This is a genomic window from Abditibacteriota bacterium (assembly GCA_017552965.1).
Lineage (GTDB): Bacteria > Armatimonadota > UBA5829 > UBA5829 > UBA5829 > RGIG7931.
On record JAFZNQ010000076.1, the window covers coordinates 26,858 to 53,674 of the forward strand.

Genomic DNA, 26,817 nt, shown 5'->3' on the forward strand with positions numbered 1-26,817 from the left:
ATTGATCAAAGGCATCATTTTTGACATGGACGGAGTCCTGTGCGACTCCGAGCCCTTCATCTGCAAGGCCGCGATCCTCATGTTTGCGGAAAAGGGCCTGACCGTGAAGGAAGAGGACTTTATCCCCTTTGTGGGGGCCGGCGAAAACCGCTATATAGGCGGAGTGGCCGAAAAATACGGCCTGAAGGTGGATATAGAAGAGGTCAAGGCCCGCACCTACGCCATTTACTGCGACATCATCAAGGGCAGCCTGAAGCCCATGAACGGCGTGTATGACTTTGTCACGGACTGCCGCAAAAAGGGTCTGAAGCTGGCCGTGGCCAGCAGCGCCGACCTGGTGAAGGTCAGAGCCAATCTGGCGGAGATAGGCCTCCCCTTCGAAAGCTTTGACACAGTGATCAACGGGCTGGACATAGAGCGCAAGAAGCCGGCGCCGGACATTTTCCTGCTGGCGGCCCGGCGCCTGGGCCTCCGGCCCGAAGACTGTCTGGTGGTGGAGGACGCCGTCAACGGCGTCGAGGCCGCCAAGAACGCGGGCATGACCGCTCTGGGCATCCTGAGCTCCTTTACCAAAGAAGAGCTATGCCTGGCCGACTATCATGCCCGGGACCTGAGCTGCGTGCCTCCCGAGGCTCTGGAATAACAGAGAAATCGATATGGAAAAATACATGTATGCTATCATCATTTCGGCCCTTATGCTGGCCCTGTGCGCGGGGGGCGCCTTTGCCGTGTCCATCGCAAAGACCGTCTATCCCACAGACGGCGTACCCATAGTCAACGTGCTGGCGGACGAGAGTCTGGGAGTGGTCCCGGACGGCAAGACCGACTGCTCGGAAGGCCTGCAGCGGGCCATAGACCTCTGCGACTCCACCGGCGGCGGCACCGTGTTTTTGCCCGTGGGCGAATACCTGCTGAAGGGCAGCGTGCACATCCCTCAGGGAGTCACCCTGAGAGGCGACTGGCAGGACCCCCTTTCCGCGGACAAGCCGGACTTCGGCACAGTGATCATCGCAAAGCCGGAGCCCCTGTCCCCCGAGGAAAAGGACGACACCAGGGCGCGGCCGCTCTTTACCCTGTCTGGCAACAGCGGCATCATAGGCCTCACGGTCTGGTATCCCCTGCAGTCGGCGGAAAAGCCCGTGCCCTACGGCTTCACCATGCTGATGGACAACGTGTCCTGCAGCACCCTGAGACGGATCACCCTGATCAACTCTTACAGAGGCGTCTCGGCCGAGGGCAAGCATGAGCTGTGCCAGCTGGAAAAGCTGTGCATCTGCGCTCTGGACAGGGCGATACTCATGGATTCCTCCACAGACGTGGGCTACTCCTCCGACATACGCATCAGCCCCGATTTCTGGCTGAAGGCAGCCAAATACGGGTGTTCCTCCCCCGAAGCCCTGAAGAGCTGGTGCCTCGGCAACGCCGAGGGTCTGGTAATGGGCTGGCTGGACGACGAGACCCTGTCGGAAATATATATAGACGGCTGCAAGACAGGCATCCATTTCCTGCCCAAGCAATTCTGGGGGCTCCTCTACGAGGTCCACATCAGGAACTGCGGCACGGGCATCCTGTGCGAGAATCTCAACGACTGGGCCGGCGCAGTGGTGAGCCGGGGAGAGATAGAGGGCCTCAGTGATGCCGTCATCTGCAATTCCCGGGTGGGCATGCTGAAGCTCTGCGGCATGAAAATAAAGGGCCGGGTCTCCGGCAGGAGATACATCGTCAACGACGCGGACCTGTCCTTTGCCCCTCCCCTGACCCACGGCGATTACAAAAAGCCTGCGTCCCGGCTCACAGTGGTGGAGACGGCGGGCTATTCCAAAAAGCCCATAGACATCTCCGGCAAATTGCAGCGCGCTCTGGACAGGGCTGCCTCCACCGGAGGCGTGGTGTATCTGCCCGCGGGCATATACAGCCTCTACAAGCCCATCCGGGTCCCCCGGGGAGTCCAGCTGTCCGGCAACGCGCCCATCTTCATCAAGGACACCACCAGCTTTTGCGGCGGCACGGTGATATTGTCCTACGTCAACACAGGGACTGCCATCACTCTGGAGGAGGATGCGGGCATAAACGGCCTGCGGGTCCTCTATCCCGCCTTTGACGCAGCCAGTGCCGAAAGGCTCATCGCAGCCGACGCTCCCGAGACCGGGTCCGTGTGCATCAGGGGCGAAGGCCCCGGAGTCTACGTGACGAATTCGGTGATCACGGCAGCCTTTACGGGCATAGATTTTACCGGCTGCGACCGGCACTGTATCAGGCAGGTCTTCGGAGTCAGCTACTTGTCACACATCAAAGCGGGAGGCAGGGACGGCCACATAGAAGGGGTGCTGGCCAACATACACTTTACCCAGCGCCACTGTCTGAACCCCTGGTTCGACCCGGAATATGCGGACAGGGACCTGAGCTGGATGGGTCTGGGCGCTGTCATCAGAGACCTGGTGGTCCGGCGCTATTGCACCACCTTCAGGCTCGAGGGGGCGGAAAACGAGAGCCTGCTGAACCTGTTTATGTATGCTCCCAATCATCTGCTGGAAGCCCGGGGCTCCACCGGCACCCTGATCAACGTGTCCTCGGACTTCATGTACGGCTATCAGCTGCTGGCCGGCGAAAAGAGCGACCTGCTGGTGATCAATTCCCTGAGGAGCTGCGGAGGGTCCATCATATGCAGCGAGGATTCGAAGGCCAGAATACTGAACCGTATAGCCATCAGCTACCAGACCGAGACCGATTATGATTCTGCCGCCGGCAGGACCGACGAATACCGCTACACGCAAAAAGCAGCCGTTTGGGACTGCGACACGGCGGAAGGGCTGGAGGAAGCGGTCCTGACCGACGACCCGGCCATGACAGCCTCGGGGAAGGCCTGGTACAGGGAAGGCACGGGCAAAAGCCCGGAAAACATAGTGGTGGCCCGCATACCGGACACGGACATCTCGTCCTGTTATCCCGGGGGCAGGCTGCATATGACCATCTGGGTCAACGATTATCACAATCTCATATGGGGAAGCCAGATACAGATAGGCTCCGGAAAGAAGCAGGACGAGAATATGCTGTCCTGGTCCCTGCCGGTGTTTTTGCTGCACAAGGGCAAGAACGAAATATACCTGCCCTTTGAAAGCGCCAACCCCACAGGCGATTTTGATCCGGCCGCGCTCAACTTCATCAGGATATTCGCATTCTACGGAGCGAATTTCGACAACCGGTTCGCCATAGACGATATATTCGCCTGCAAATAAAGACCTGCGTCCCGTTTTGCTCCATGCAAAACGGGACGCTCCGTATCAGGCCGCCGGCTTGTCGCCGGCCAGCAGGGCCAGGCATTCGTCTCTCACCGGCGGGTCGGTGATCAGGCGGGCGTGCTCCTCTGCCGCGGCCCTGTCCTCTTTCAGCAGGGTCAGCATAAAACAGGAGGCGTGAAAACAGTCTCTGTAGGACATACGGCCCGCGGAGAGAAATATGATCCTGCGGAAGCGCTCCAGAAAAGGACACCGTTCCAGAGTCTCCAGAGCCCTGAGACACCCGGCCAGCCTCACCCCGTCGTCCGGGGAATCAATGCCCCGAAAGCAGAGCTTCGGCAGGCCGAAGCGCCAGAAGAAATACACCCCCACTATCAATGCGGCCGACAGAGACACCAGCCAGGGAGTGGGCATGCTGACCAGACTGAAGAGGAGCAGCGCCAGACACACCAGTATGTGCACCGACTCTATCCAGGGCACGGTGGCCGACACCAGCTCCTTCAGATCGGCGAAGGAGTTGGCGTAGAGCCGGGGCGCAGGCAGAGAATATTTTTCCCTCATGAACTCGCTGACCACCCCCAGAGGCTCCAGGGCGCACAGCTCCCGGGCCGCCTTGCGGGCTTCTCCCGGCCTTTCGCACAGCTGCAGGAGATCGGCTATGTTGCTGTAGCATATGGACAGCAGGCTGATCCTCAGGGAGCTGGCCATGAGCAGATACTTGTATCTGTCCAGCCAGGGCTTCCGCTGCAGGAGCTCTGCAGTCTCCCGGTAGCAGGCCAGGCTCTCTTCGTATTTTTCGGCCGCTCTCAGGCGGCGCCCCCTGACAAACCCCGGGAGCACTATATGGTACGAAAACAGCTTCCACAGCACGGCGGCGCAGGGCAGGATATAAAAAGCCTTGCTGACCGATGCCAGCCCCAGAGCCGCCAGAAACACCGCGTACAAAAAGGCAAAATACAGCGCTTCGAGCCAATAATTGATATATTTGATGGGTTTCAAGTGGCGCTTCTCCGTAAAAAAACCGGAAAGAGATCATCTCCTTCCGGATACTGTATGCAAACTCTAAGCCTTGGCGGCGGCTTCGATGATAGCGGCAAAATCGGGAGCCTTCAGGGCGGCGCCGCCGATAAGTCCGCCGTCTATGTTCTCTTTGGAGAGCAGCTCGGCCGCATTGGAAGCCTTCATGGAGCCTCCGTACTGGATGCGGACGGCCTGAGCGACGGCTTCGCCGTACATCTCGCCCACCACCGAGCGGATCAGGCCGCAGACCCTGTCGGCCTCGGCGCTGTCGCAGGTCATACCGGTGCCGATGGCCCACACGGGCTCATAGGCTATGACCATGGACATGGCGTGCTCCTTCGAAAAGCCCGCAAGGTCCTTCTTCATCTGGCAGCTGATGACCTCGTCGGTCTTGCCCGCTTCTCTCTCGGAAAGCATTTCGCCGCAGGCGATGATGGTCTTCAGACCCGCTTCAAAGGCAAACTTGGCCTTGGCGTTCACGGTCTCGTCGGACTCGCCGAAGTAAGACAGTCTCGACTCCAGCTCGGGGTCGGACACTCCGAAGCGGCCTCTGGTCTCGCTGTGGCCCAGGATGACCCACTCTGCTCCGGCATCCTTCAGCATCTGGGGAGCCAGCTGGCTGGTCCAGGCTCCGGACTCCTTCCAGAAGCAGCCCTGGGCGCCTACCATGATGTTGGAGCCCTTCAGCTCGTCGGCTATCTTCGATATGGCTACTGCCGTGGGGCACACGCAGATATCCACGTTGTCATAAGCGGCTACCAGAGGCTTCAGGGCGCCCACCAACGCCTTGCCGGGCTCTATGAGCATGTTCATCTTCCAGTTTCCGGCTATAAATGGTCTTCTCATTCAAAACTCCTTGATGTATGATTCACATATATTATTATACCACAAACAGTCTCCTCCGGACAAGGACGCCCCGGCCAAAACGCCCCGGCGGAGGGGGCATTTGAAAAACGGCGGCGGATATGGTATCATATATATGCGTGTCCCTGCGGCGGAGCCCCCGCGGCCACCGCTTGCATTTGACGCGGAAAAGTGATATAATATCTGTTGTGATAACAGTATCGGAGACTACATAAATGAAGACCACATATCATCCCAAAAAGCGCCAGGCGCACAAAGTACACGGCTTCATGGCCAGAATGTCCACCAAAGGCGGCAGAAGAGTGCTGGCTGCCCGCAGACAAAAGGGCAGATGGGCTCTGACCACCGTCTGATCCACGGCGACCGGTGACAGCCCTCAGCTGTCCCGGGGCCGCAGTGCGCGTGTATGCTCAGAAAAGCCAACAGGCTGAAAAAGCAGCGGGATTTTAAAAAAGTGTACAACAGGGGCAGAAGCTATGTTTCTGACCTGTTTGTTATGTATGTATATCAGACCGGGACCCCCGCTGCCCTGTGCGGCTTTTCCATCAGCAAAAAGGTGAGCAAGGCCTGCATGCGCAATCTTATCAAACGCCGCGCCTCGGAAGCGCTGCGGGACACCATGGCCCGGCTTCGCCCGGGCACCCACCTGGTGTTTGTAGCCAGAAAGGACGCTGCCGGCGCCGAATTCGGCGAGATAAGCCGCTGTCTGCATTCCCTGCTGAAAAAAGCCGGGCTCGACAAATGCTGATCCGCAGACTGCTGGTATTCTTTATCCGCCGCATATATCAGCCTTTTTCCCGCAAATTCCTGCCGCCCAGCTGCCGTTTCCGGCCCACCTGTTCCGAATACACCGCTCAGGCAATAGAGAAATACGGTGTATTCAAGGGGTGCTTTCTCGGCCTGATACGGATATGCAAATGCAATCCGTTCAGCAAGGGCGGAGACGATCCCCTGCCATAGAGACGACCATTCCGGAGAGACACATGTCAAAAACAGCATATATAGCCGGGCTTCTTGCCGTCATACTTCTTTGCAGTATGTCCGTCTTTGCCCAGAGCAAGGCGGAGGCCGAATACCAAAAGGGTATGAAATACATGGAGAAGGCCCTGGGGGAGACCCGGGATTCCACCGCCAAAAAAGAGAACTTTGAGGCGGCGGAGGACGCCTTCAACTCCATAGTCAAGGGCAAGACCACCAAGGATTCCGTCCAGGCCATCTTCAGTCAGCTGGAGCTGGCCCGCATCAAGGCGGAGGGCGTGGGCAACAAAAAGAACCTGACCATGGCCTACGAGCAGCTCAAGCAGCTGGTCACCCGCTGGGACAAGGACCCCGCCACTCTGGAGCGGATCGGCTTTACCGAGGCGGAGGTCAAGGAGATACAGGACAAGATCGCCGAGGCAAAGGATTACAAGGCCGAGGTAGCTGTCAAGCTGGACAAGGAAAACAGCCACAAGCTCCAGTACAAGCTCATGGACATGCTGGTCAGAATGACCGGCCGCAACCCCTCCTTCAGCTACTGGTTCGCCATCATCCTCATAGCGGTGGTGGTCAAGGTGGCTCTCACCCCCTTTACCAACGCCCAGATGAAGTCCATGAAGGAGATGCAGGCCATCCAGCCCAAGGTCAAGGCTCTCCAGGACAAATACAGGGACAACCAGCAAAAGCTGGGCGAAGAGACCATGAAGCTCTACAAGGAGCATCACATCAACCCCATGAGCGGCTGCCTGCCCCTCCTCATCCAGATGCCCATACTGTTTTACCTCTACGCCTGTATCAAGAGCTACGAGGTGCAGTTTGCCAACGGCACCTTTTTGTGGATAGGCTCCGGCCTGACCCACAAGGTGGCCATCCCCGTGTTCGGCAACCAGTCCCAGAACCTGTGGCTGAGCGCCGGCAACCTGTCCGAAGCGGACCTGATACTGCTGGTGGTGTATATCATCAGCACCTTCTTCAGCATGCAGCTGAACCAGAGTCCCAGCATGGATCCCCAGCAGGCCTCCCAGCAAAAGATGATGAGCTACATGTTCCCCATCATGTTTGCCTTCTTCTTTGCGGGCTTTCCCAGCGCGTTCCTGCTCTACTGGTTCGTGTTCAACGTGATCCAGACCATCCAGACCAGGATCTATATGAAAAAGAACAGTTAGCAATCACTATCCGAAGGAATAAACATAATGTCAGACATCAAAGATCTTACGGGCGAAGAGCCCGAGAACCCTATCGTTGAAACCGAGACCCTGCCGGAGAGCGAAGGCGACGCCGCCGCCCCGGCCGAAGAGGTCTCCGACGCCGAGCTGTCGGCAGCCTACAGCGACAAGGCCTTTGAATTCCTGTCCGAGACCGTCAGGCTCATGGGTCTGGACGCGGAGGTCAGGCTCAGAGGACAGTCCGACAGCACCGTGGACTTTGAATTCGTGGGGCCGGATATAGCCCTGCTCATAGGCAAGCACGGCAAGACCATAGACGCCCTGCAGTATCTGGCCGACGTGACCGCCTACAAAAAGTATCCCTGCCGCAAGCGGGTGGTGCTGGACGCAGACAATCACAGAAGCAAGCGGACCAAGGAGCTGGAGGAAAAGGTGCTCAAGATAGCCGCCATGGTCAGAGAATACGGCAAGGAAGCTGTCATGGAGCCCCAGTCCGCCAAGGACCGCCGCTTCATCCACATGCTGCTGGCCAACGAGCCGGGAGTCAAGACCTACTCCGAGGGCGCAGGGGCCGAAAGACACATAGTCATCTCCCCCAAATAACGACATGTCCTATTTGCAGGATACCATAGCGGCTATAGCCACTCCCAGGGGAAATGCAGGTATCGGAGTCATCAGATGTTCTGGCTCCGATGCCTTTTTTATTGCAGGCAGCCTGTTTTCCCGCAGTCTGGAGGGAGCAGCCGGACACACCGCTCTCTACGGCGTGCTGTCCCACAGGGACGGCAGGCCCATAGACCGGGTCCTCATGACCGTGTTCAGAGGCCCCGCCAGCTACACCGGAGAGGACACGGTGGAGATATCCTGTCACGGCAGCAGGATCATACTGGAAGAGGCGCTGGAGGCCCTGCTGGAAGCGGGAGCCCGTCTCGCGGAGCCGGGAGAATTTACCCGGCGGGCTTATCTCAACGGCAAGCTGGACCTGAGCCGGGCCGAGGCAGTCAACGACGTCATCACCGCAGGCACCCGGGAAGCCAAGAACATGGCTCTCCGGCAGCTGGAGGGCGGTCTGGGAGACCGGATAGCCGCCTTTGAAAAGAGCCTGCTGGCCCTGGTGGCCTCCATAGAGGCGGCCATCGACTTTCCCGAGGACGTGCCCGAGCCGGACAGAGACACTCTGACGGCAGACTGCCGGCGCATAAGGGGCGACATCCACGCCCTCATCGGCGCTTCGGAGCGGGCCCACGTGTTCAGAGACGGCATCAGGATCGCTCTGGCCGGCAGCGTCAACGCCGGCAAATCCTCTCTCCTCAACGCCCTTCTGGAGAGAAACAGGGCCATAGTCACCGATATACCCGGCACCACCAGAGACACCCTGGAGGAGCAGACGGACATCTGCGGCATCCCCTGCCTGCTCATAGATACGGCGGGAGTGCGGGAGACCCGGGACCCGGTGGAGAGCCGGGGAGTAGCCCGGACCCTGGAGGCCATCCGGACTGCGGACCTGACGCTGGTGCTCTTTGACTCCGGCCGCAGCGTGTCGGAGGAGGACCGCCGCATACTGGAGCTGGTCTCGGACAAAGAGTTTTTGCCGGTCATCAACAAAACAGACCTGGGGAGAGAGGACGAGGAGGCGGAGATACTGAGCCTCATAGGCTCCGTCACCGAAAAAAAACCTGTCCGGATCAGCGCCGCCGCCCCAGAAGGTATTGATTTATTGGTGAAAACTATATATAATATATTTATAAGTGACAGCTTATCCCGGGAGTCGGTCGTAATGACGAACCTGAGGCATACCCAGTGCCTGAAGGAAGCCCGCGAAAGTCTGGACAAAGCCCTGGACAGCATAGGCATGGGCCTTGCCATAGATTTCGTATCCATAGATCTGCGCGGAGCGCTTCTCTCCCTGGGCAGGATCACCGGAAGCGGAGCAGCAGACGATCTGCTGGACACCATCTTTTCGGGCTTTTGCATCGGAAAATAGGAACAAGCTTATGCCAAAGAGCCTATACGTCAAGGACATAATCAACAACCAGATACCCAACCTGCAGGTCAACGGCAGGTTCGTTTTGTCATCTAAGTCTCTGGGCACCGGCAAGAACGGCAGCTATTATCTGAGCCTCAAGCTCACCGACAAGACAGGCGACATAGACGCCAAGAAGTGGGACGTGAAGCCCAACGAAGCCGACAAATACTTTGAGGGCAAGGTGTACGAGGTCAAGGGCACCCTGAGCCAATACAACGGCTCCCCTCAGGTGAAGGTGGACAACATCACCCGGGTGGACGAAGAGTTTGACCCGTCTGATTACATGAAGAGCTCTCCCAGAGACCCGGAGGAAATGCTCGGCGAGCTGAAGGCTCTCACGGACACCATCACGACTCCCCAGGTCAGGAGTCTGGTGGACTACTTCTTCGGCAACAAGGATTTTGTCAAAAAGTTCCGGGTGGCTCCCGCCGCCATCAGCATGCATCACGGCTACATCAGCGGCCTGCTGGAGCACACTCTCCAGGTGGCAAAGACCGGCGTGGCCATTGCGGAGCAGTATCCCGGCGTGAACAGGGATCTGGTGCTGGGCGGCTGTCTGCTGCACGACATAGCCAAGACCGCGGAATACAGCTGGGATTCAAACATAGAGTTCACCACCGAGGGCCATCTGCTGGGGCATCTCTATATGGGCGCCCAGATGGTCCGCAGAGCCTGCGAGGAGCTGCAGCTGGACAGGGGCTTTGCCATGTATATGGAGCACATGATCCTCTCTCACCACGGCAAATACGAGTGGGGCTCTCCCAAGAGGCCCAAGAGCCCCGAGGCCATCATACTGTTTATCGCAGATTATACCAGCGCCGGCGTCACTCAGGCCTTTGACGCCATAGGCGATGCCAACGCCCGCAACGAAAAGGGCGATTTTACGGCCAAGCCGGCCAAATCTCTGGAGAGACGCCTCTACAGAAAGGATCCCCTTTCCCCTGCCGCCCCCGGAGAGCAGGATGACAGCGCTTTTCCCGAGGATGACAAGCCTCTCATGGACACAGGCAGCCTCAGGGATATAGAAGACGCCTTTTTGAAGGGCGACACGGAAGAAGCCGAGCCGGAGGCCCCGGAAAAGCCGGAGCCCGGCCTGATATTTTAGGAGTCAATTGATGTCAATCAGCATCGGAACCTTGTCTGCTTTTGCGGAGCAAAACCTGTTGTGGATACTGGCCGGTCTGTCGGCCCTGTGTCTCATTTTGCTCATAATATGCATAGTGCTTCTGGCCCGCACCAGAAAGCCTCACGGCAAGCTGAAGGCGGAAGAGCTGGACGCAGACAAGGTCATCGAAGCGCTGGAAAACCTGGACGAGCGCATAGACGCTCTCATGCTCTATGCCAGGAACACCAATGAGGCTCACACCAAGCTGGCGGAACAGACCAAATGCTCCTTCAGCAGGATAGCCATAGAGCGGTATGACGCCTTTCCCGACTGCGGAGGCAAGCAAAGCTTTTCCGCAGCCATTCTCAACGACAACGGCGACGGCCTCCTCATAAGAGGCATCGCCACCAGAGATTCCAACAGGACCTACTTTAACACCATCAAAAAGGGTGAGACGGAAATAGAGCTGTCCGACGAGGACAAGGCGGCTATTTCAAAAGCAAGCAGCTAAATGTCAAACAATCTGGAAACGATACTCATAGAAAAATGCAAGCAGGGTGATCTGCAGGCCTTCGACCAGCTGATGGAAATGCATCAGGAGAGGGTCTTCAACTTTGCCAAGCGGATCTCCGGCAATTACGACGAGGCGGCCGACATCACTCAGGACGCCTTTCTGCGCGCGTTTTCATCCATCAAGTCCTTCCGCAACGAGGCGGCCTTTACTTCCTGGATGTATCGTATCGTGAAGAACATTTTTCTGGACAAGAAGCGCCTGGCCGACAAGGCTCCCACCGTCTCCATGGACAAGCACATAGCCACCTCGGAAGGAGATTTCCAGAGGGAATTTCAGGACGAAAAGACGGCCACGCCCGAAGAGAGGCTCATGCAGGACGAAAAGAACAGGCTCGTGCAGCAGCTCCCGATGGAGCTGCCGGATCACCACCGGATCCCTCTGGTCCTCTACCACATGGAAAACAAGAGCTACGAAGAGATATCCGCCATCATCAACCTCCCTCTGGGCACCGTCAAATCCAGGATAAGCAGAGCCAGGCTGGCTTTTGCCGAAAAACTCAAGGAACATCCGGAACTTTTGTAGCAGGATCCGCGTTTTATAAATGAGTATAATTATCAGGTGAACAGCATGAATTGTGACAGCATCAGGAATCTCTTGCCCGACTATGAGGACAAGAGCCTGTCAGCAAAGACAAACGAGGCTATAGAGAGTCATCTGCAGGAGTGCAGTGACTGCGCGGAGACCCTTGCGCTGCTGGAAAAGAGCAAGCGCGTCCTGTCTGCCGTCTCCTCCGAGCCGGCCCCTGCCGGACTGAGGCAAAACGTCATCAGAGAGTGCCGCAAGACCAAGGCGTCCCTCTTCGACGTGTTCTTTGGTCTGGGGCACAGCCCCTATCGCGCAGGCTTTGCCGTAGGAGCGGCTCTGCTGGCCATCACGGTAGTGTGCGTCAACGTGGCCAATATCTCCGGCAGATCCACCAAATATGAGACCTATCAGACTGCCAATCTCACCGGCGTTTACGAGACTCAGTTCACCATAGACAAGCATCAGTAGTATCTCCGATATTGCATGGCCCCGGCAACAGCCGGGGCCTTTTTGCGTCTGTTGCTTTTTGCCGTGTCTTCTGCTACAATTATAGCGTAACACACTGCGACCGTAAGAGAGGAAATACACATGTTCAAATGGGGCATAATATCGGCGGCGTCCATCGCCTCCAGCTTTATGCGGGGCATCGCCGACTCCGAGGGCAGCGTCTGCTGCGCCATAGCGTCCAGAGACGCGGACAAGGCCCGGGCTTTCGCCCGGGAGCACGGCATACCCAGGGCGTACGGCTCCTATGAGGAGCTGCTCTGCGACCGGGATATAGACGGGGTATACGTCTGCAACCTGCACCCCTGGCACAGGGAGGCAGTGCTGGCAGCAGCGGAAAAGGGCAAGCACGTATTGGTGGAAAAGCCTGCCGCCATGACGAGAGAAGAGGCAGAGGAGATGATAGCCTGCTGCAGACAGCACGGGGTGTTCTTTATGGAGGCCTTTATGTACAGGTGCCATCCCCAGACAAAAGCGGCCTGCGACATCATAGCCTCGGGAGAGCTGGGCAAGGTGGGCTTTATACAGACCTCCTTTGGCTTCCGCTGCCCCGGAGGGCCGGAGCACAGGGTCATGAACAAGGCCGTGGGCGGAGGAGGCGTTCTGGACGTGGGCTGCTACAATGCATCCCTGGCAAGACTGCTGGCAGGCGCCGCGCTGGGCAAGCCCTTTGCTGAGCCCGAGAGCCTCAGGGCCACGGGCTATCTGGGACCCTCGGGGGCAGACTATATCACCTCCGCATCCCTCACCTTCGGGGAGCACATACAGGCGGTGATGAGCGTCTCCATAGAGACTCCCCTGCCCAACAACGCCATAGTCTGCGGGAGCCGGGGACAGATGCTCATAGAAAACCCCTGGGGCTGTCACGGCTCCATACGGGTCACGGGCACGGACAAACCCTATGAGCTGTCCTTTGACACCTCAGCAAGGAACCTCTACTCCTACGAGATAGACTGCGTGGCCCGGAGAGAGGCGCCCCACCCCGCCATGAGTCCCGAGGACACTCTGGGCAATATGGACCTGCTGGACAGGTGGCGCCGGGAGATAGACCTGGTGTACTGACCACCCCCCCAAAAAAAGAGGGAGCGGCAAGCCGCTCCCTTTGTTGTTGTGTGTTTATTCTACGCCTATCAGGGTGATATCCTCGTTGCCGGCATACCAGCCAAAGTCGGGCAGCCAGTACATGTACTCGGACTGAGAAGCGCCGTCAATTCTCCAGACGTACTTGACCCTCACTGCAGGATAGGCCACGTCGTCCAGCATCACCATACCGGAGCCGTCCAGCTTGGCAGTGTAGCTGCTGCTGCTCCAGACTCCGTCGTAGCTGTGGACAAGGCCGTCAAACAGCTCGCTGCCGAAAGCCACGCCCTTGGCAGCTATGACGCCGCCTTCCTCTATGTCGGCAAAGCAGATGGTGCCGTCATTGACGTTCTGGATGAAATAGGGATCGGCCTCGCGGGCAGCAGTCTTGCCTGTGGTCTCATCCTTCAGCAGGATATAGTCCGGATCGTCCAGCTCGTCGCTGGCGGTGACTACAGCGGTCTTGTCGGTGTAATCAAAGGTCTTGGTCCCGGAGAACACCTTGATGGAGCTGCCTGCCTTGACCTTGATCCGGCACTTGTCGGAGCCCTTGCCGCAGCTGGCCTTTATGTTGCAGGAGCCCTCGCCCACAGCGGTGACCACACCGTCGCTGACGACGGCTACAGTCTCGTCCGTGCTGGTCCAGGTCACTTCTCCGCCGGCAGGGTCAGTCTCGGCGATCAGAGTGATCTGAGGGCACAGGCCTTCGATCAGATTGGCCGTATGGATATTGAGCGCCACGGTATATTCGGGCTCGGGAGGGACCGGCTTTGTGCCGCCGCTGCCGCCGCAGCCGGCCATAGAAACTACGATCGCAAACAATGCCAATACTACAATAGATGCTTTGATTTTCATAACCTTTTCCTTATTTTCGAACTATGATTCTCGATGTTGCGCTTTTGTTGCCGTCATCGGTTTTGACCTTGATGAAGGTGGTTCCCCTCTTCACGCCTGTCACCACTCCGTTTTCATCCACCACGGCGATCCTGGGATCCAGCGATGACCAATACACTTTTTTGTTGGTGGCATCCGAGGGCTTCACAGTCGCTTTCAGCTTCTGGGTCTGCCCCACTCTTATGACCAGCTGGGTGGGCCCCACGGTGACTCCCGTGACCTTGACGGGAGGCGGAGGCGATTTGACCGTCACCTTGCACTGAGCCGTGAGACCTCCGTCCCGGGTAACGGCTGAAATGACCGCGCTGCCGGAGGTCAGCGCTGTGACCTTGCCCTTCTCGTCCACAGAGGCCACGAAGGCGTTGGACGACTTCCAGACCACTCTTTGGTCGGTGGTATCCGCCGGCAACACTTCGGCCTTCAGTTTGGATGTCTTGCCCTTAACCAGAGTCAGGGAGGTCTTGGAGAGAGATATGCTCTCGGGATGTATGATCCTGTCTATGACCGTGATCTTGCACTTGGCCTTGAAGCCGCCTTCCTTGGTCTTCACCGTGATGGTGGTCTTGCCGGGGGTCAGAGTAGTCACGCGGCCGTTCTTGTCCACCTTGGCCACCTCGGGATCCGAGGAGGTCCACCTGACGTTCTTGTTGGCGGCGGTAGAGGGTATCACCTTGGCCTTCAGCTTCCGGACCACGTTGGTCTCCAGAGTCAGCTTCGAGTCGCTGAGAGTCACTCCCCGGACCTCCTCTTTCGAGAAGGTCTGCCGGCCGTTTTCATAATACTGCTTCATGATCCTGAAGAACGAATAGGGCTCCAGGATCACCGCGTCGCCCTGCATGGCCTTGGTAAACCCGTCGTAAAAGGTCTTCTGGTCCGTGGGCGTCCACAGGATATTTCTGAGCATCAAAAAGTTGATGTTGCTCCTGTTAATGCCGGCTGCAATAGCCTGAGCGTCGGAAGGGCTGTTGAGAGAGCCCATGGTGATATAGGGCATGGTGTGCTTGTAAACGCCCTGGGACGAAGGCAGCTTTTGTCCCCCTATCCCGTCGGGAGCCAGCTCGGCATACATGTCAAACAGCTCCTCGGTCATCCTGGGAGCAAAGCCGTCTATGATAAAGCCCACGCAGGAAATATCAAACTGACTGAACCACTTCTCGCAGTGCCGCTTCCATTGCTCCACGCCGGAGGGGAGTTCGGAAAATCTGCGGGGCTCCGCCAGCGAGCCGGGATTGATGTATCCGGCGCCGCTGTCTCCGGCCACAAAGGTGTCGTTTCTGGTGGCGGTCTTTCTGAAGTAGTCCATGCCAAAGGCAAAACGCTGGCTGAGATTGGGATTGATAGCCCAGCCCAGAGGCACCTGCCCCCTGGTTTTGTCTTCCCAGATGGTGGGCATGCACTGATAGAGCCATGCGGCGGAGTCGTAGTCGCCTACGTAAACGCACAGATAGGTGGCCTTCAGGACCCTGCCCTTTTCGTCTATATAGCCCAGCTCCTGCAGCTCTTCCAGAGAGTTCTTGTGCTGGAGATAGGTGCTCTCCAGGGGAGCCTGACTGAACACCGAGGCGTTGGTCATATCCGAATAGCCTATGGCGTCGGCGTCCATATAGCAGTTGTAATTGGAGAGCAGCTCCGCATGGCGCCACTCCGTATCCACGGGACCGTGGATGCCTCCGGCGGTGTCCCAATTGGTATATTTCATATTCCAGGGAGTGAAGCCGGATATCTGCACCATTTCGCCCTTGGCCTGAGTGTATTGGGACCGGAGTATCTCCATAAAGGTCTCCATATCCAGACCGGGTCTCTGGCCGGGATCGTCTATGGGGATCTCGTCATCCCACACGTCCAGGTCAAAGACAAAGGCTCTGTTCATGATCTGAAAGTCCTGATTCACCAGAGTAGCCAGATCCAGATTGGAGGGGTTATTGTTGAGAGCAAAATAATAGTCTATATAATAACCCATGTACTCTTTGGAGCACAGGCCCTTGTCCAGATAATTGATCTTGGCCCATATATAGGCGTCGCATTTTGCCGATCCGGTAGAGTCCCGATCAGTGCCGGGGATCTTGCCCTTACCGGTAAACATGGAGGTACCGTCTTCGTTCAGCAGCCACCGCTTTACTTCCAGCCGTGGCCCGTCGTTGCCGGCCACCAGCCGGTTGTAGACAGAGCCCTCGGAGGTGTCATAACGCACGGGAGCCAGATTCTCGACTCCTGCTATGGTGGAAGCGATACAACTGGTAGCGGGGACATTGGGGTCATATACCACCGCGCCCTTGAACACGGAGCCGTATTTGTCATAGAGCTCGGAAAAATCAGCGATCTCGGTGAACTGGGTCTTTTCCAGCCACGCGCCCTCGGCCCTCATCTTGTTCAGCCAGAACCGGTCGGTGGCGCCGTTGGCGCCCTTGTACAGGAAATACAGCCGGGGACCGCTTCTGTTGACGATACCCTGCATGGCAGTCAGCACGTGCATCTCGTCCCAGGCATTCAGAAACACCTCTCTGGATCCGTCCAGGCCCGCAGGCAGATAGGACAGACTGTAGAGGTCCATCTTGTCGGGAGCAGCCCATGCTGCAAGCGCCAGAATGACAAGCGCCAGGGAAATGACTATTTTTTTCATCGTTCTTTTGACAGGTAACAGCATGCTCATTATGTGATCTCGCAGTATATTCCCGACCCGGGTCCGGGCCAATCGGGACAGGACAAAGGGGCCTGCCCTGCAGATGATATTCAAATCGGTGTATGCTCCGGACAAGCCGGAACATACACCACTAAATGCCTCGCAGCAGAAAAGTCCTTATCTGCGGACGATAACTCTGGCCGTAGCGGTCTTGGAGCCGTCGTCGGTCTTGACCTTGATAAAGGTGGTACCCGCCTTGACGCCGGTGACCTTGCCCTTTTCGTCCACAGTGGCTATCTTGGTGTTCGCAGAAGTCCAGACGACCTTTTTGTCCGTGGCGTTCTTGGGCAGCACGGTGGCAGTCAGGGCAGCGGTCTGTCCCACCTTGATTGTCAGGTTGGAGGGACCGAGCTTGACGCCGGTGACCTTGACGGGCTCGGGAGGATTCTTGACGTTCACGGTGCAGGCGGCGGATACGCCGTTGTCTGCAGCGTAAGCTGTGATCACAGCCTTGCCGGGGGTGAGACCTGTCACAACGCCCTTGCTGTCAACAGAAGCCACAAAGGAATTGGAGGACTTCCACTTCACGGTCTTGTCGGTGGCGTTGTCGGGATTCACGGTAGCCTTCAGCTTGACAGTCTTGTCCTTGCCGATAGTGACCGAGGTCTTGTTCAGGGTGATGCTTTCGGGATGGATGATCGCGTCGATGACGGTCACCTTGCACTTGGCCTTGAAGCCGCCGTCCTTGGTCTTCACGGTGACTGTGGCTTTGCCGGCAGCCAGAGTGGTGATGCGGCCGTTCTTGTCGACCGTGAGCACCGAGGGATCGGAGCTGGTCCACTTCACAGCCTTATTCTCGGCGGTGGAAGGGGACACGGTGGCAGTCAGCTTCTTGACTATGCCCTTCTCCAGAGTCAGCTTGGAATAGTTGAGGCTGACGCCGGATACGACGCTGCTGGACTTGGTATAAAGGCGTATACCGATATTGCCGGCTATGTATGACGACAGGGGCTTGTAGCTGCCGTTGTAATAGACGTAGTTGGTGCCGTTGGAAATCACTCTGGGATAAGTGTCGATGTCTACGTTGGTTTCGATGGGCACGAAGAACTGTCCTCTGCCGCTCCCGTCATAGTTGTAATCGCCATAGACTCTGATCTTGTCGCCCTTCTTCACGGAGAAATTGACGTCCAGCACGTAGGAGCCGGCATATTCATACTTTTTACCCACGGAAGCCACGTCTGCGCCATTGACCTGGATGTCAAACATGACAGAAGCAGGGGCGAACACTTCTGTGGACAGGGCCCTGATGTCCAGATCGTCGGGAGCGGTAAACTCCACGTAGCAATTCTTGGCGGCAAAGGAGCTGAAAGCATAGCCGGTACAGTTGGTGATGAGGCCGTTGTACCGATCCTTGGTGGTATCTATGTCGTAAAGGCTTACGAAGTCAGATGTGTTGGGATTGTAGTAGGACATCCAGAAATAGCCGCCGTCACCCCAGCCGGGGCCCCAGCTGTTGCGCACCAGAAAAGCGCCGTCGCCGGGAGCGGGAGTCACGAAGTTGTCGGCGGAATAGTTGTCATCCCATCCGACCAGGGCCACTATATGGTAGTTGCCGGTAATGGAAGAATCGTCAACGAAATAACTCCACTCGTTGCCTCTGACCCTGATATAGTCATCATAGTGCGAGTAAGTTATCTGGACAGCGCCGTGCTTGTAGATCTCGTCCTTGACATTGGACAGCTCTTCGGTCTTCAGCACGAACATAGTCTCTTCTTCTTCTTCGTCATCGTCGGCGCGTTTGAGAGAAGCCGTTTCCTCTTCTTCCTCTTCGGGAACAGGCACTTCTTCCATAACAGCAGAGCAGATGTAACTGGTGGATCTGATGACAGCCCTGCGCTCAGGCTGCTTGGTAAGAGCGGGAATGGGCAGTCTGGTGATGTAGGGATCTTCACTCTCAAACACCGGGCCCAGGAGCCTGGCGTAATAAGCGCCGGAAGAATGATAGTTGCCGCCGGAATCCATGTTCACCTTAAAGGGGGTGCTGCGGACAATGTTCAGCTCGGAATAATCGATGCTGCCCAGCCCCTGCTTGATATACGCGCTTTCTACGCTGGCCAAAGAGCCGAAGGTCCAGCAAGTCCCGAAGGGATTCTGATTGCGCACTTCGCTCACCTGTCCCCTGTCGACCAGGCTGAAGTAAGTACCGTGATCCGGAGCCTTTTTGCTTGTTCCGGCTGTGGGGCTGACAGGCTCTACAGCGATGGGAAGACCTCCGGTGGTCATGCCTCCCGCAGTAGTATAGGGCCCGTAAAGGACTCTTTCAAGGGCAGTGCCCTTTACTCTCAAATATTGCTGATACTTTTCCGAGATCGGTGCAGTCAAATCAGCATACACGGCCGCCGCCGCCGCTATCAGCAACAGAGACAGGCACAGCTGCATCATGAACTTTCTCATGTATTCAGGCCTCCTTATTAAGGTATAGATATATTTATTATAGCACTATTTCAAGATATAGTCAAACCTGCAGACAGAAATTTTTTTCAAAAAAAGACCGATGAGCCGGGGGCTTGTCGGTCTGTCGGTATTTACGCCTCTTTGTCTTCAAAATTGCCGGAGGATACTATCACCTTGGCGGGACGGAGCACCGTATCGCCCATGATGTAGCCCTTTTCCACCTCTTCGATGATGGTCTCCTTGGGGACGTCGGGGCTGTTCACGGCCAGCACGCAGTCGTGGAGACCGGGATCGAAGGTGGCGCCCACGCTCTCTATCTCCCTGACGTCCTCCTTTTCCAGGATGCCGCCCAGGAGCTTCTGGAGCATGTTCATGCCCTCCAGCAGGTTCTCAAAGCTCTGGTCCTCCAGAGCCGCCTTTTCCGCTCTGGTAAAATTGTCCGAGAGAGCCAGCAGCTCTTTGAGGAGCCCTGCCTTGCTGCGCTGTATCTTGGTAAAGGCTTCTTCTCTGGTCCGGCGCTTGAAGTTCTCAAAGTCCGCCTGGGTCCTCAGGAGCTTGTCCTCCAGCTCGTTGGAGATGATCCTCTGCTCCTCCAGCTGCTTTTTTACCGCAGCGAGAGCCCCGGAGGAGCCTCCGTCCCCCGTGAGCATGGCGTCCAGATCTATGGAGCCGCCGGGATCCTCATCACCGTCTTCGTAGCCGGCTCCGTCTTCCGCGTCCGCGGGATCCGCCGGATAATCGGGCTCCGGCTCCTCTTCCTCCGCGGCCTCGGCATCGCTGCCGATCTGACTCAGCAGCTCCTCCAGACTGGATTTGTCGTCTATATCTATGGTCTTCAAATCATCACCTGCATTCTGATGTTATACATCTTTATTATAGCACTTTTTGCTGAGGATTGCCACAGGTCACAGGAACCGGCAGATGGTCTCTCCGCCGTCTGTCATGAGGCCTATGCCCACCTCCGGCTCCGGCATACGGCCCCAGGCGGCGTGGAGCAGCAGAGCGTCGTCCAGATATACGTCGATCCTGTCCTCATAGCCTATCACCTTCAGGCGCAGCTTGCTCCCGGGAGGTACGCTGCGGGTGTTCCAGATATTGTGGGACATGTCCGCCATGGTGGATATCTGCACAGTCCTCTCCTTTTTGTCATAGTATATGCAGGTATCTCCGTGAGAGGTGTCCGACCCGGGATGGGGCCTGATCACTATGCCGCCGCCCCGCCCCCGGACCTCCAGCAGGCATTCCACACAATAGCCTGCCGAGGGAGCGTTGAATATATGGGCAGCCTGATAGCCTGCAGGCGACGAACCCCGATAGACCCCGTCCCTCAACTCCCATTTGCCCGGAGTGAATTTCCAGACGGGATGGGGCCAGAGGGCTCTTGCGGCGGCGCCGGGGCCGGGCCGGGAGGGCTCTGTCTTCAGGAGCCGAACTGGCTCCTCCAGCCACAGCCGGGAGCCCTTTGCCTTCACCAGATAGGGCCGGGAAGCGGTGGCTGCGCAGAATATGCCGTAGCGCTCTCCTCCGAAAGTCAGAGTCCTGAAGCAGCCTCCCGCCGCCAGCAGCACGTTGCTGCGGGGCTCCCGGAAGGGTCCGAAGGGGGAGTCGGCCACTGCGTAGATGTTGGCCCTGGAAACGTGCTTGTCCGCCAGGCGGACTATGCTGCCGTATTCGTTGGCGGTGGACATGGTGAGATACCATTTGCCCTGCAGGCAAAACACGTCGGGGCATTCGGTACAGGAATATTTGTCTGAGGTAAATACGGGGGGCAGCAGCTGCCAGTGGAGCAGGTCCTTGCTCCGGGCGCAGCCGATGCAGTTGGTATCGATGGCTCCCTTTCCCTTTCTGCGGGCCACAAAGTAGCCCACGTAGCCGTCTTCATATTCGGTGACGGTCAGATCCCGGCAATCGATGCTGCCGCACACGGAGGGGTCGGTGATATACCAGGGCTCCCCGGGCTCTATGACGGGGCCTTGTTTCTCAAAGCGCTGTCCGTCTTCGGAGACGGCCAGCCCTATCTTTTGCTTTGCGCCCTCGTCCGCGGAGCTGCGCATGGTGTAAAACAGATAGTATCTGCCGTCCTTATAGACGGTGCAGCCGGTCCAGGGCTGCAGGTCGTCCGCGGCGCCCGGTTCCCCGGGAGGAAGACACCCGGGCTGCTCGCGCCAGCTGATAAGATCGCTGCTGACGGCATGCCCCAGAATGTCTTCGGTCCCGGCAGGAGACACGGAATCCGGACCTCTGTAAGTAAGGTAATAGAGATGGGCCCTCTCCCCGTCATACACGCTCCAGCCGTCCCAGACCATCAGGTCCGAGGGTCTGTAATCGCACAGAGCGCTCAGGGGAAGGATCGCAAGAAGAAGCGCAAGGGCTATCTTTACCATGGCTGTATCAAACAGACAGGCCTACGGACTTCACCACGCTCACCCACACGTCCACGCTGATGAACAGGCAGACGTGCAGCACGAAGCCCGGCAGGAAGGATTTGCAGTAATAGGCGGCAAGGCCCAGGGCCAGGCCCCCTACCCCCGACAGCACCACTTCCACCGTGGGCTTGCCCAGGTGCAGCAGCACAAAGGGCACGGCCTGTATCATGATGCCCCACAGGCCGAAGGATCTGGCCATGCCCAGCGTCAGGAAGCCCCGGAAGAAAAACTCCCAGGCAAATATATACATGGCGTAGAGCACCTCCGCATACACCATGCGTCCCAGATCCATGTCAAAGGGATTGGCGGAGAAGAACAGATTTTCCGCCTCTCTGAAATGCTTGAAGATGGGATAGTATTCCTGCAGCTGGGGTATGAGCCTGGAGGGGAGATAGGACCCCAGCACGGTCAGCACCGCCAGCGCGGCGCACACGGACCAGACCACCTTTGGGTTTTCGGGCATGCGCATGCCAAAGGCGCCCTTGTCCTCGTTGAACAGGAATAATATGATCAGTGTCGGCACGAACCACAGCCACAGCAGATTGCCGGTGATGTAGGTGTTGAAATCGTTGTCCAGATGGTTGAAGCGCCACACCATATAGCTGATCAATGCGCCGGCCGCCAGGGTCACCCAGCCGATATATCGGTTTTTCTTATCAGCCTTCATTCGTTCTTTTGCTCCCTCGTCATGAGATCGATCACTGCGGCCCGGGGGTCCTTGCCTTCCTTCAGTATGCTGTATATCTCCCGGGTGATGGGCATATCTATGCCGTATTTTTCCGACAGCAGCATGGCGGCAAAACAGGAGGGCACTCCCTCCGCCACCTGTCCCAGCTTTTCCCGGGCCTCGTCCAGGCTCAGACCCTCCGCCAGCATGATGCCCAGCCGGAAGTTGCGGGACAGGATGCTGGAGCTGGTGGTGATCATATCGCCCAGGCCCGACAGCCCGTAAAAGGTCTCTTTTCGGCCGCCCAGACACACTCCCAGCCGGGTGATCTCACCCAGACCTCTGGTCTGGATGGCGGCCTTGGTGTTGTCCCCGAAGCCCATGCCCGCGGATATGCCGCAGGCGATAGCCAGTATGTTCTTGAGAGAGCCCCCGGCCTCTACCCCTATGACGTCGTCGGTAGTGTAGGCTCTCAGCAGGTCGGAGGACAGAAGCTTCTGAAAGAACCGGGTATTCTTTTCGTTTTTCCCCGCCAGCACGGTGCAGCCCGGCTTGCCCGCCACGAATTCCATGGCCAGATTGGGGCCGGACAGGATCACCGCATCCGCCGCAAAGGCTTCGCCCGCCACCTGAGTGATGATCTGGGTCTCTCTCAGACCGGTGGAGGCCTCCAGTCCCTTGCCCGCGTTGAGAAAAGGCAGGTCCCGGCCTCCGGGGACTGTCATCAGCTCCGTAAGCACCGAGCGAAAAGCGTTGCTGGGGATAGCCATGACGATGCACTCGCTCCCCTCCAGGGCTTCCCTCATGTCCAGAGTGGCGGTCACCGTATCCGCAAAAAGATAGTCCTTGGTGTAGTAGGTGTTCTTGTGCTCCCTGTTGATGCAGTCGCACACGGAAGCCTCGTTGGTCCAGATCCTTACGCTGTGGCCGTTCCGGGATATGAGCATGGAGAGAGCGCTCCCCCAGCTGCCGCCGCCTAATACAGTAACCTTCATGTCAGCACGTCCAGTATGATCTTTGTGATGTTTTCCGCCGCATTGGGCACCGCGGCTGCCGCCGCGCCTTCTCTCATGCGGTCCAGCACGTTGCCGCTTCTCAGCTTTTTGATCTGTTCGCAGAGCAGCTCGGCGCTGAGCTCGCTGTCCCGGATCACCTGACAGCCGCCGGCGTTCCTGTAGGCTATGGCGTTGTGATACTGGTGGTCGCCGGCCGCGTAGGGATAGGGTATCAGCACGGCAGGTATCCCGGCAGCCTGGAGCTCGCAGGTGGTGCTGGCCCCGGCCCTGCCTATGACCAGATCCGCGCAGGCAAAGGCCTGAGGCATGTCCAGAAAGCCGAAGGCCTTGTAGTTGCCGCCCCGGTAGTCCGCCATGTCATCCAGCACGCCCTGCAGCTTCTTGGCGCCGGTCTGATGTATGACGTATATATCCTTGGCGAGGCCCTTTTTCACCATGTCCACCACCGCGCGGTTGATGGATTCGGCCCCCTGACTGCCGCCGCAGGCCAGCACGGTAAACATCCCCCGGCCTATGCCCAGGGCTTCGGCCGCCTCCTCCCGGGAGGGCAGACGGAAAAATTCTTCCCGCACCGGCAGGCCCGTCAGGACCGTCTTCCCCGAGGGAAAGCCCTTGGCCGCCTCGGGAAAGGTGATGCACACGCAGGAAGCGTAGCCCGACACCTGCAGATTGGCCTTGCCCGGCACGGAGTTCTGCTCGTGGACCACTATGGGCAGGCGCCTTTTCTTGGCCGCCACATAGACGGGAGAGCACACGTAGCCGCCGGTCCCGAAGACCAGGTCCGCCCCAAAACGGTCCAGCAGTCTGCCCGCAAGGTTGATGCCTCCCACCAAATCTCTGAGGGCGCCTATGCAGCGCGGTGACAGCAGCTGGTTCAGGGGGCAGGCAGGCACCGCTTCAAAATCGATCCCCGCTTCCTGAGCGGCAGCGGCCTCGGGCCCTTTTTCCGTCCCGATATACAGCAGCTGCGCCTGAGGCACCCTCTTTCTGATATATTCAGCCACGGCCACGGCAGGATACACGTGTCCTCCCGTTCCGCCGCCGGTGATGACTATATTCACCTGACGCCTCCCCGATAACGGCTTCTTCCCCCTCTCTTCCCGGGCTCTCCGGGAGCAAAGGCGTTGCTGAGGCTGAAAGCCGGCTTTTTCTTAAAATATATTTTCAGTTCCTTGGGCTTCTTGTCGGCGTTCATGGAGGCTATCTTTAGCAGGCTCATCAGCAAAAAGCAGGCGATGATGGAGCTGCCTCCGTAGCTGACAAAGGGCAGACACACTCCCGTGGAGGGGAGTATGTTCAGGGTCACGGCTATGTTCAGAAAGGCCTGAAACAGTATGAAGGACGCGGAGGTCAGAGCCAGTATCCGGCAATATCTGCTCCTGCTCCGGGCAAATATGGACCAGGCGGTCCCCATCAGGACGCAATAGACCAGTATCAGCACTATGCAGCCCACGCAGCCCAGCTCCTCCGCTATGGTGGTGAATATGTAGTCGTTGGCGGGCTCGGGTATGATGTATTTGGCGTGCCCGTTGCCGAAGCCGCATCCGAACAGACCGGCGGAGGCTATGGAGGCCAGACTCTTCAATACCTGGTCCCCCTCCTGCGCGGCGTAGGACACCGGGTCCAGCCAGGCGGCGATACGCATCTGCCTGAAGGCGTCTCCGTGCATGAGGACGTAAAAGCCGGCCAGCATGCCGGAGCCCATCAGGCCGATGAAGTATTTCATATGCATTCCGCCCACGTAGAGTCCCGCCAGGAACACGCAGCCGTACAGGATGCCCGTGGACATGTTGTTGATGGCCACCAGCCCGCAGATGCCGAAGAGCAGCAGATAGACCATCCACTCCATGACTGTGGGAGCGTTGGTCTGCTCCGTGACTATCCAGGCCATGCCCAGACAAAAGGCGGGCTTTATGAGCTCGGAGGGCTGAAGGCTCATACCGCCTATGCTGAGCCATCGGACGGCGCCGTTGGCCTCGGAGCCGGAAAAGGTCACTGCCAGCATGACCGCCATACTGACAAAGAGCAGCGGGACGGTGCACCTTTTCAGCAGCATCAGCCAATCCTTATAATACACGGCAAATGGCACCAAGACATAAAAAATGGCCGCAATGATGCCGAACCCCAGCTGCTTGTAGGCTCTCAGAAACAAAGCGCCGCCGCCCGCGCTCCTGTCCAGAGCGCAGGTGTCGAATATCATGACCAGCCCGAACAGGGGCAGGAGTATGCACAGGATATCCAGCAGCTTGTTTGCCGATTGGGCCTTGCTATCCATTGTCCGAGAGCTCCTTTACGCAGGCTGCGAACTGCTCCCCTCTGTCCTGGAAGCCGGAAAACATGTCAAAGCTGGCGCAGCCGGGAGTCAGGGCCACCGTGTCTCCGGGCCGGGCTTTCTCCGCCGCGGTCAGGACCGCTTCCTTCAGGGTCCCGGCGGGGCAGCAGGCTTCAAAGCCCTCCTTCCGGAAGGCGTCGAGGATCTTGTCTCTGTCCACGCCTATGACCACAGCATAGGAGCAGGTCTCTTTGACTGCCCGGGCAAAGTCCGTGAAATCGGAGCCCTTGTCCTTGCCTCCGCATATGAGCACCTGGCCCCCCTCCACAGCCCTGACGGAGCTGACGGCGGCCTGTACGTTGGTGCACATGGAATTGTTGACGTATCTGACGCCCTTTATCTCGCATATGGTCTCCATGCGGTGGCTGACCCCTCCGAAGCCCGCAAGGGCCCTGTGGACGCCGGCAGAGGCAAAGTCCCTGACGAGGAGTATGGCCGCCATGGCGTTGGCTATATTGTGCCGGCCGGGCACCTGCAGACAGGAGGTATCCAGTATCTCCTCCTCTGCGCCATTGTCGCAATAGATGATCTTGCCGTCCCGACAGTAGCAGCCTCTTTCCACCGGATGCTCCAGTGAAAAGGTATAGACCCGGCTCCCGAGGCGGTCCTTCAGACCGGAGACAAAGGGGTCGTCGTCGTTGAGGACGGCCCGGGCATCCTCCTTCTGATAACGGAAGAGCTTGGCCTTGAGGGCCGCGTAGTTTTCCCGGGTGCCGTGCCTGTCCAGATGGTCCGTGCCTACGTTGAGAAGAGCGGCTCCGGCGGGAGCGAAGGTGTTGCACCTCTCCAGCTGAAAGGTGGATATCTCGCACACTATCACCGAGTCGGCCTCGGCCTTGCCCACGCACTCAATGAGGGTGAGCCCCTCCCGGCTCCGGCAGCTGACGGAGGGCTTGTAGCCCGCCACGTTGCCGCCGATAAAATAGTCCAGCCCGCTCTCCTTCAATATCTTGCCGGCCATGACCGTAGTGGTGGTCTTGCCGTTGGTGCCGGTGACTGCCAGTATGGGACAGGGGCTGAGGCGCCAGGCCAGCTCTATCTCCGATATGATCTCGATGCCCCGGCTGTCGGCTTCGGCGAAGAAGGGAGCCGTGGGAGGTATGCCGGGAGACACGACGATCTGATCCGTGTTGTCCAGGTCTATATCGTTGGACCGGCAATACACGGTGACGCCTTTGTTCATAAGGTCGAGGATATCGTCCGCCTTGTCATTGAAGGAGCACATGTCATACACGGACACCTTCGCCCCTTCTTCGGCAAGTCTTTCTGCGCAGGCCTTGCCGGATCTGGCCAGGCCCACTACGGACACGTTCTTCCCTGAATACTCCAT

The 26,817-nt window shown here is 58.0% G+C and carries 25 protein-coding genes; 13 read left to right on the top strand and 12 right to left on the bottom strand.

Features of this window, described 5'->3' with window-relative positions; translation table 11 throughout:
• Position 1 precedes the first annotated feature (1 nt).
• Both IK083_06735 and IK083_06740 read left to right on the top strand, forming a co-directional pair.
• Positions 2 to 643, top strand: coding sequence for an HAD-IA family hydrolase (locus IK083_06735; GenBank protein ID MBR4749247.1), 642 nt, complete (start codon positions 2 to 4; stop codon positions 641 to 643).
• A 13-nt stretch (positions 644 to 656) separates the two neighbouring features.
• Entirely contained in the window at positions 657 to 3,236 is a 2,580-nt protein-coding gene (locus IK083_06740) for a hypothetical protein (GenBank protein ID MBR4749248.1), read from the top strand.
• Positions 3,237 to 3,281: 45 nt separating this feature from the next.
• On the opposite strand, the gene IK083_06745 is transcribed toward IK083_06740, so the two are convergent.
• Positions 3,282 to 4,235: a hypothetical protein gene (locus IK083_06745; GenBank protein MBR4749249.1), complete on the bottom strand. Its 954-nt coding sequence runs from the start codon at positions 4,233 to 4,235 to the stop codon at positions 3,282 to 3,284.
• A 63-nt stretch (positions 4,236 to 4,298) separates the two neighbouring features.
• Positions 4,299 to 5,102, bottom strand: coding sequence for a triose-phosphate isomerase (locus IK083_06750; protein MBR4749250.1), 804 nt, complete (start codon positions 5,100 to 5,102; stop codon positions 4,299 to 4,301).
• Positions 5,103 to 5,335: 233 nt separating this feature from the next.
• On the opposite strand from IK083_06750, the gene rpmH reads away from it, so the two are divergent.
• From rpmH to IK083_06805, 11 genes are all read left to right on the top strand, one after another.
• Entirely contained in the window at positions 5,336 to 5,473 is a 138-nt protein-coding gene (gene rpmH / locus IK083_06755) for a 50S ribosomal protein L34 (GenBank protein MBR4749251.1), read from the top strand.
• Between the two features lie 53 nt (positions 5,474 to 5,526).
• The gene (gene rnpA / locus IK083_06760) at positions 5,527 to 5,868 is read left to right on the top strand and encodes a ribonuclease P protein component (GenBank protein ID MBR4749252.1); all 342 of its coding nucleotides are present in this window, start codon (positions 5,527 to 5,529) and stop codon (positions 5,866 to 5,868) included.
• On the top strand, positions 5,865 to 6,080 hold the full coding sequence (yidD, locus tag IK083_06765) for a membrane protein insertion efficiency factor YidD (protein MBR4749253.1): 216 nt from the start codon (positions 5,865 to 5,867) through the stop codon (positions 6,078 to 6,080). The genes rnpA and yidD overlap by 4 nt, the downstream gene beginning before the upstream one ends.
• Positions 6,081 to 6,103: 23 nt before the next feature.
• A complete protein-coding gene (locus IK083_06770; protein MBR4749254.1) occupies positions 6,104 to 7,264 on the top strand; it encodes a membrane protein insertase YidC in 1,161 nt (386 codons plus the stop codon).
• A 27-nt stretch (positions 7,265 to 7,291) separates the two neighbouring features.
• Positions 7,292 to 7,867: a KH domain-containing protein gene (locus tag IK083_06775; GenBank protein ID MBR4749255.1), complete on the top strand. Its 576-nt coding sequence runs from the start codon at positions 7,292 to 7,294 to the stop codon at positions 7,865 to 7,867.
• A gap of 4 nt (positions 7,868 to 7,871) precedes the next feature.
• Complete coding sequence (mnmE, locus tag IK083_06780; GenBank protein ID MBR4749256.1) at positions 7,872 to 9,248, top strand: tRNA uridine-5-carboxymethylaminomethyl(34) synthesis GTPase MnmE; 1,377 nt, start codon at positions 7,872 to 7,874, stop codon at positions 9,246 to 9,248.
• A 10-nt stretch (positions 9,249 to 9,258) separates the two neighbouring features.
• Complete coding sequence (locus IK083_06785) at positions 9,259 to 10,395, top strand: HD domain-containing protein (protein MBR4749257.1); 1,137 nt, start codon at positions 9,259 to 9,261, stop codon at positions 10,393 to 10,395.
• A gap of 10 nt (positions 10,396 to 10,405) precedes the next feature.
• A complete protein-coding gene (locus tag IK083_06790) occupies positions 10,406 to 10,906 on the top strand; it encodes a DUF4446 family protein (protein MBR4749258.1) in 501 nt (166 codons plus the stop codon).
• Positions 10,907 to 11,491 (top strand): sigma-70 family RNA polymerase sigma factor, encoded by a 585-nt coding sequence (locus IK083_06795; protein ID MBR4749259.1) that lies wholly within the window; start codon positions 10,907 to 10,909, stop codon positions 11,489 to 11,491.
• Between the two features lie 45 nt (positions 11,492 to 11,536).
• Positions 11,537 to 11,962, top strand: a complete 426-nt coding sequence (locus tag IK083_06800; protein ID MBR4749260.1) for a zf-HC2 domain-containing protein — start codon at positions 11,537 to 11,539, stop codon at positions 11,960 to 11,962.
• Between the two features lie 120 nt (positions 11,963 to 12,082).
• Positions 12,083 to 13,060, top strand: a complete 978-nt coding sequence (locus IK083_06805; GenBank protein ID MBR4749261.1) for a Gfo/Idh/MocA family oxidoreductase — start codon at positions 12,083 to 12,085, stop codon at positions 13,058 to 13,060.
• 54 nt (positions 13,061 to 13,114) lie between these two features.
• Here the strand turns inward: IK083_06805 and IK083_06810 are convergent, their stop codons facing one another.
• The 10 genes from IK083_06810 to murD form a co-directional block, all read right to left on the bottom strand.
• Positions 13,115 to 13,933, bottom strand: coding sequence for an Ig-like domain-containing protein (locus tag IK083_06810; protein ID MBR4749262.1), 819 nt, complete (start codon positions 13,931 to 13,933; stop codon positions 13,115 to 13,117).
• Positions 13,934 to 13,943: 10 nt separating this feature from the next.
• On the bottom strand, positions 13,944 to 16,622 hold the full coding sequence (locus IK083_06815; protein MBR4749263.1) for an Ig-like domain-containing protein: 2,679 nt from the start codon (positions 16,620 to 16,622) through the stop codon (positions 13,944 to 13,946).
• 147 nt (positions 16,623 to 16,769) lie between these two features.
• Positions 16,770 to 19,046, bottom strand: coding sequence for an Ig-like domain-containing protein (locus tag IK083_06820; GenBank protein MBR4749264.1), 2,277 nt, complete (start codon positions 19,044 to 19,046; stop codon positions 16,770 to 16,772).
• 131 nt (positions 19,047 to 19,177) lie between these two features.
• On the bottom strand, positions 19,178 to 19,885 hold the full coding sequence (locus IK083_06825; GenBank protein MBR4749265.1) for a nucleotide exchange factor GrpE: 708 nt from the start codon (positions 19,883 to 19,885) through the stop codon (positions 19,178 to 19,180).
• 66 nt (positions 19,886 to 19,951) lie between these two features.
• Positions 19,952 to 21,430 (bottom strand): hypothetical protein, encoded by a 1,479-nt coding sequence (locus IK083_06830; GenBank protein MBR4749266.1) that lies wholly within the window; start codon positions 21,428 to 21,430, stop codon positions 19,952 to 19,954.
• A 7-nt stretch (positions 21,431 to 21,437) separates the two neighbouring features.
• Positions 21,438 to 22,139: a CPBP family intramembrane metalloprotease gene (locus IK083_06835; GenBank protein MBR4749267.1), complete on the bottom strand. Its 702-nt coding sequence runs from the start codon at positions 22,137 to 22,139 to the stop codon at positions 21,438 to 21,440.
• The gene (locus tag IK083_06840) at positions 22,136 to 23,134 is read right to left on the bottom strand and encodes an NAD(P)-dependent glycerol-3-phosphate dehydrogenase (protein ID MBR4749268.1); all 999 of its coding nucleotides are present in this window, start codon (positions 23,132 to 23,134) and stop codon (positions 22,136 to 22,138) included. The genes IK083_06835 and IK083_06840 overlap by 4 nt, the downstream gene beginning before the upstream one ends.
• Complete coding sequence (gene murG, locus IK083_06845; GenBank protein ID MBR4749269.1) at positions 23,131 to 24,216, bottom strand: undecaprenyldiphospho-muramoylpentapeptide beta-N-acetylglucosaminyltransferase; 1,086 nt, start codon at positions 24,214 to 24,216, stop codon at positions 23,131 to 23,133. Before murG ends, IK083_06840 begins: the two co-directional genes overlap by 4 nt.
• A complete protein-coding gene (locus IK083_06850) occupies positions 24,213 to 25,430 on the bottom strand; it encodes an FtsW/RodA/SpoVE family cell cycle protein (GenBank protein MBR4749270.1) in 1,218 nt (405 codons plus the stop codon). The genes murG and IK083_06850 overlap by 4 nt, the downstream gene beginning before the upstream one ends.
• Positions 25,423 to 26,817 (bottom strand): UDP-N-acetylmuramoyl-L-alanine--D-glutamate ligase, encoded by a 1,395-nt coding sequence (gene murD / locus IK083_06855; protein ID MBR4749271.1) that lies wholly within the window; start codon positions 26,815 to 26,817, stop codon positions 25,423 to 25,425. The genes IK083_06850 and murD overlap by 8 nt, the downstream gene beginning before the upstream one ends.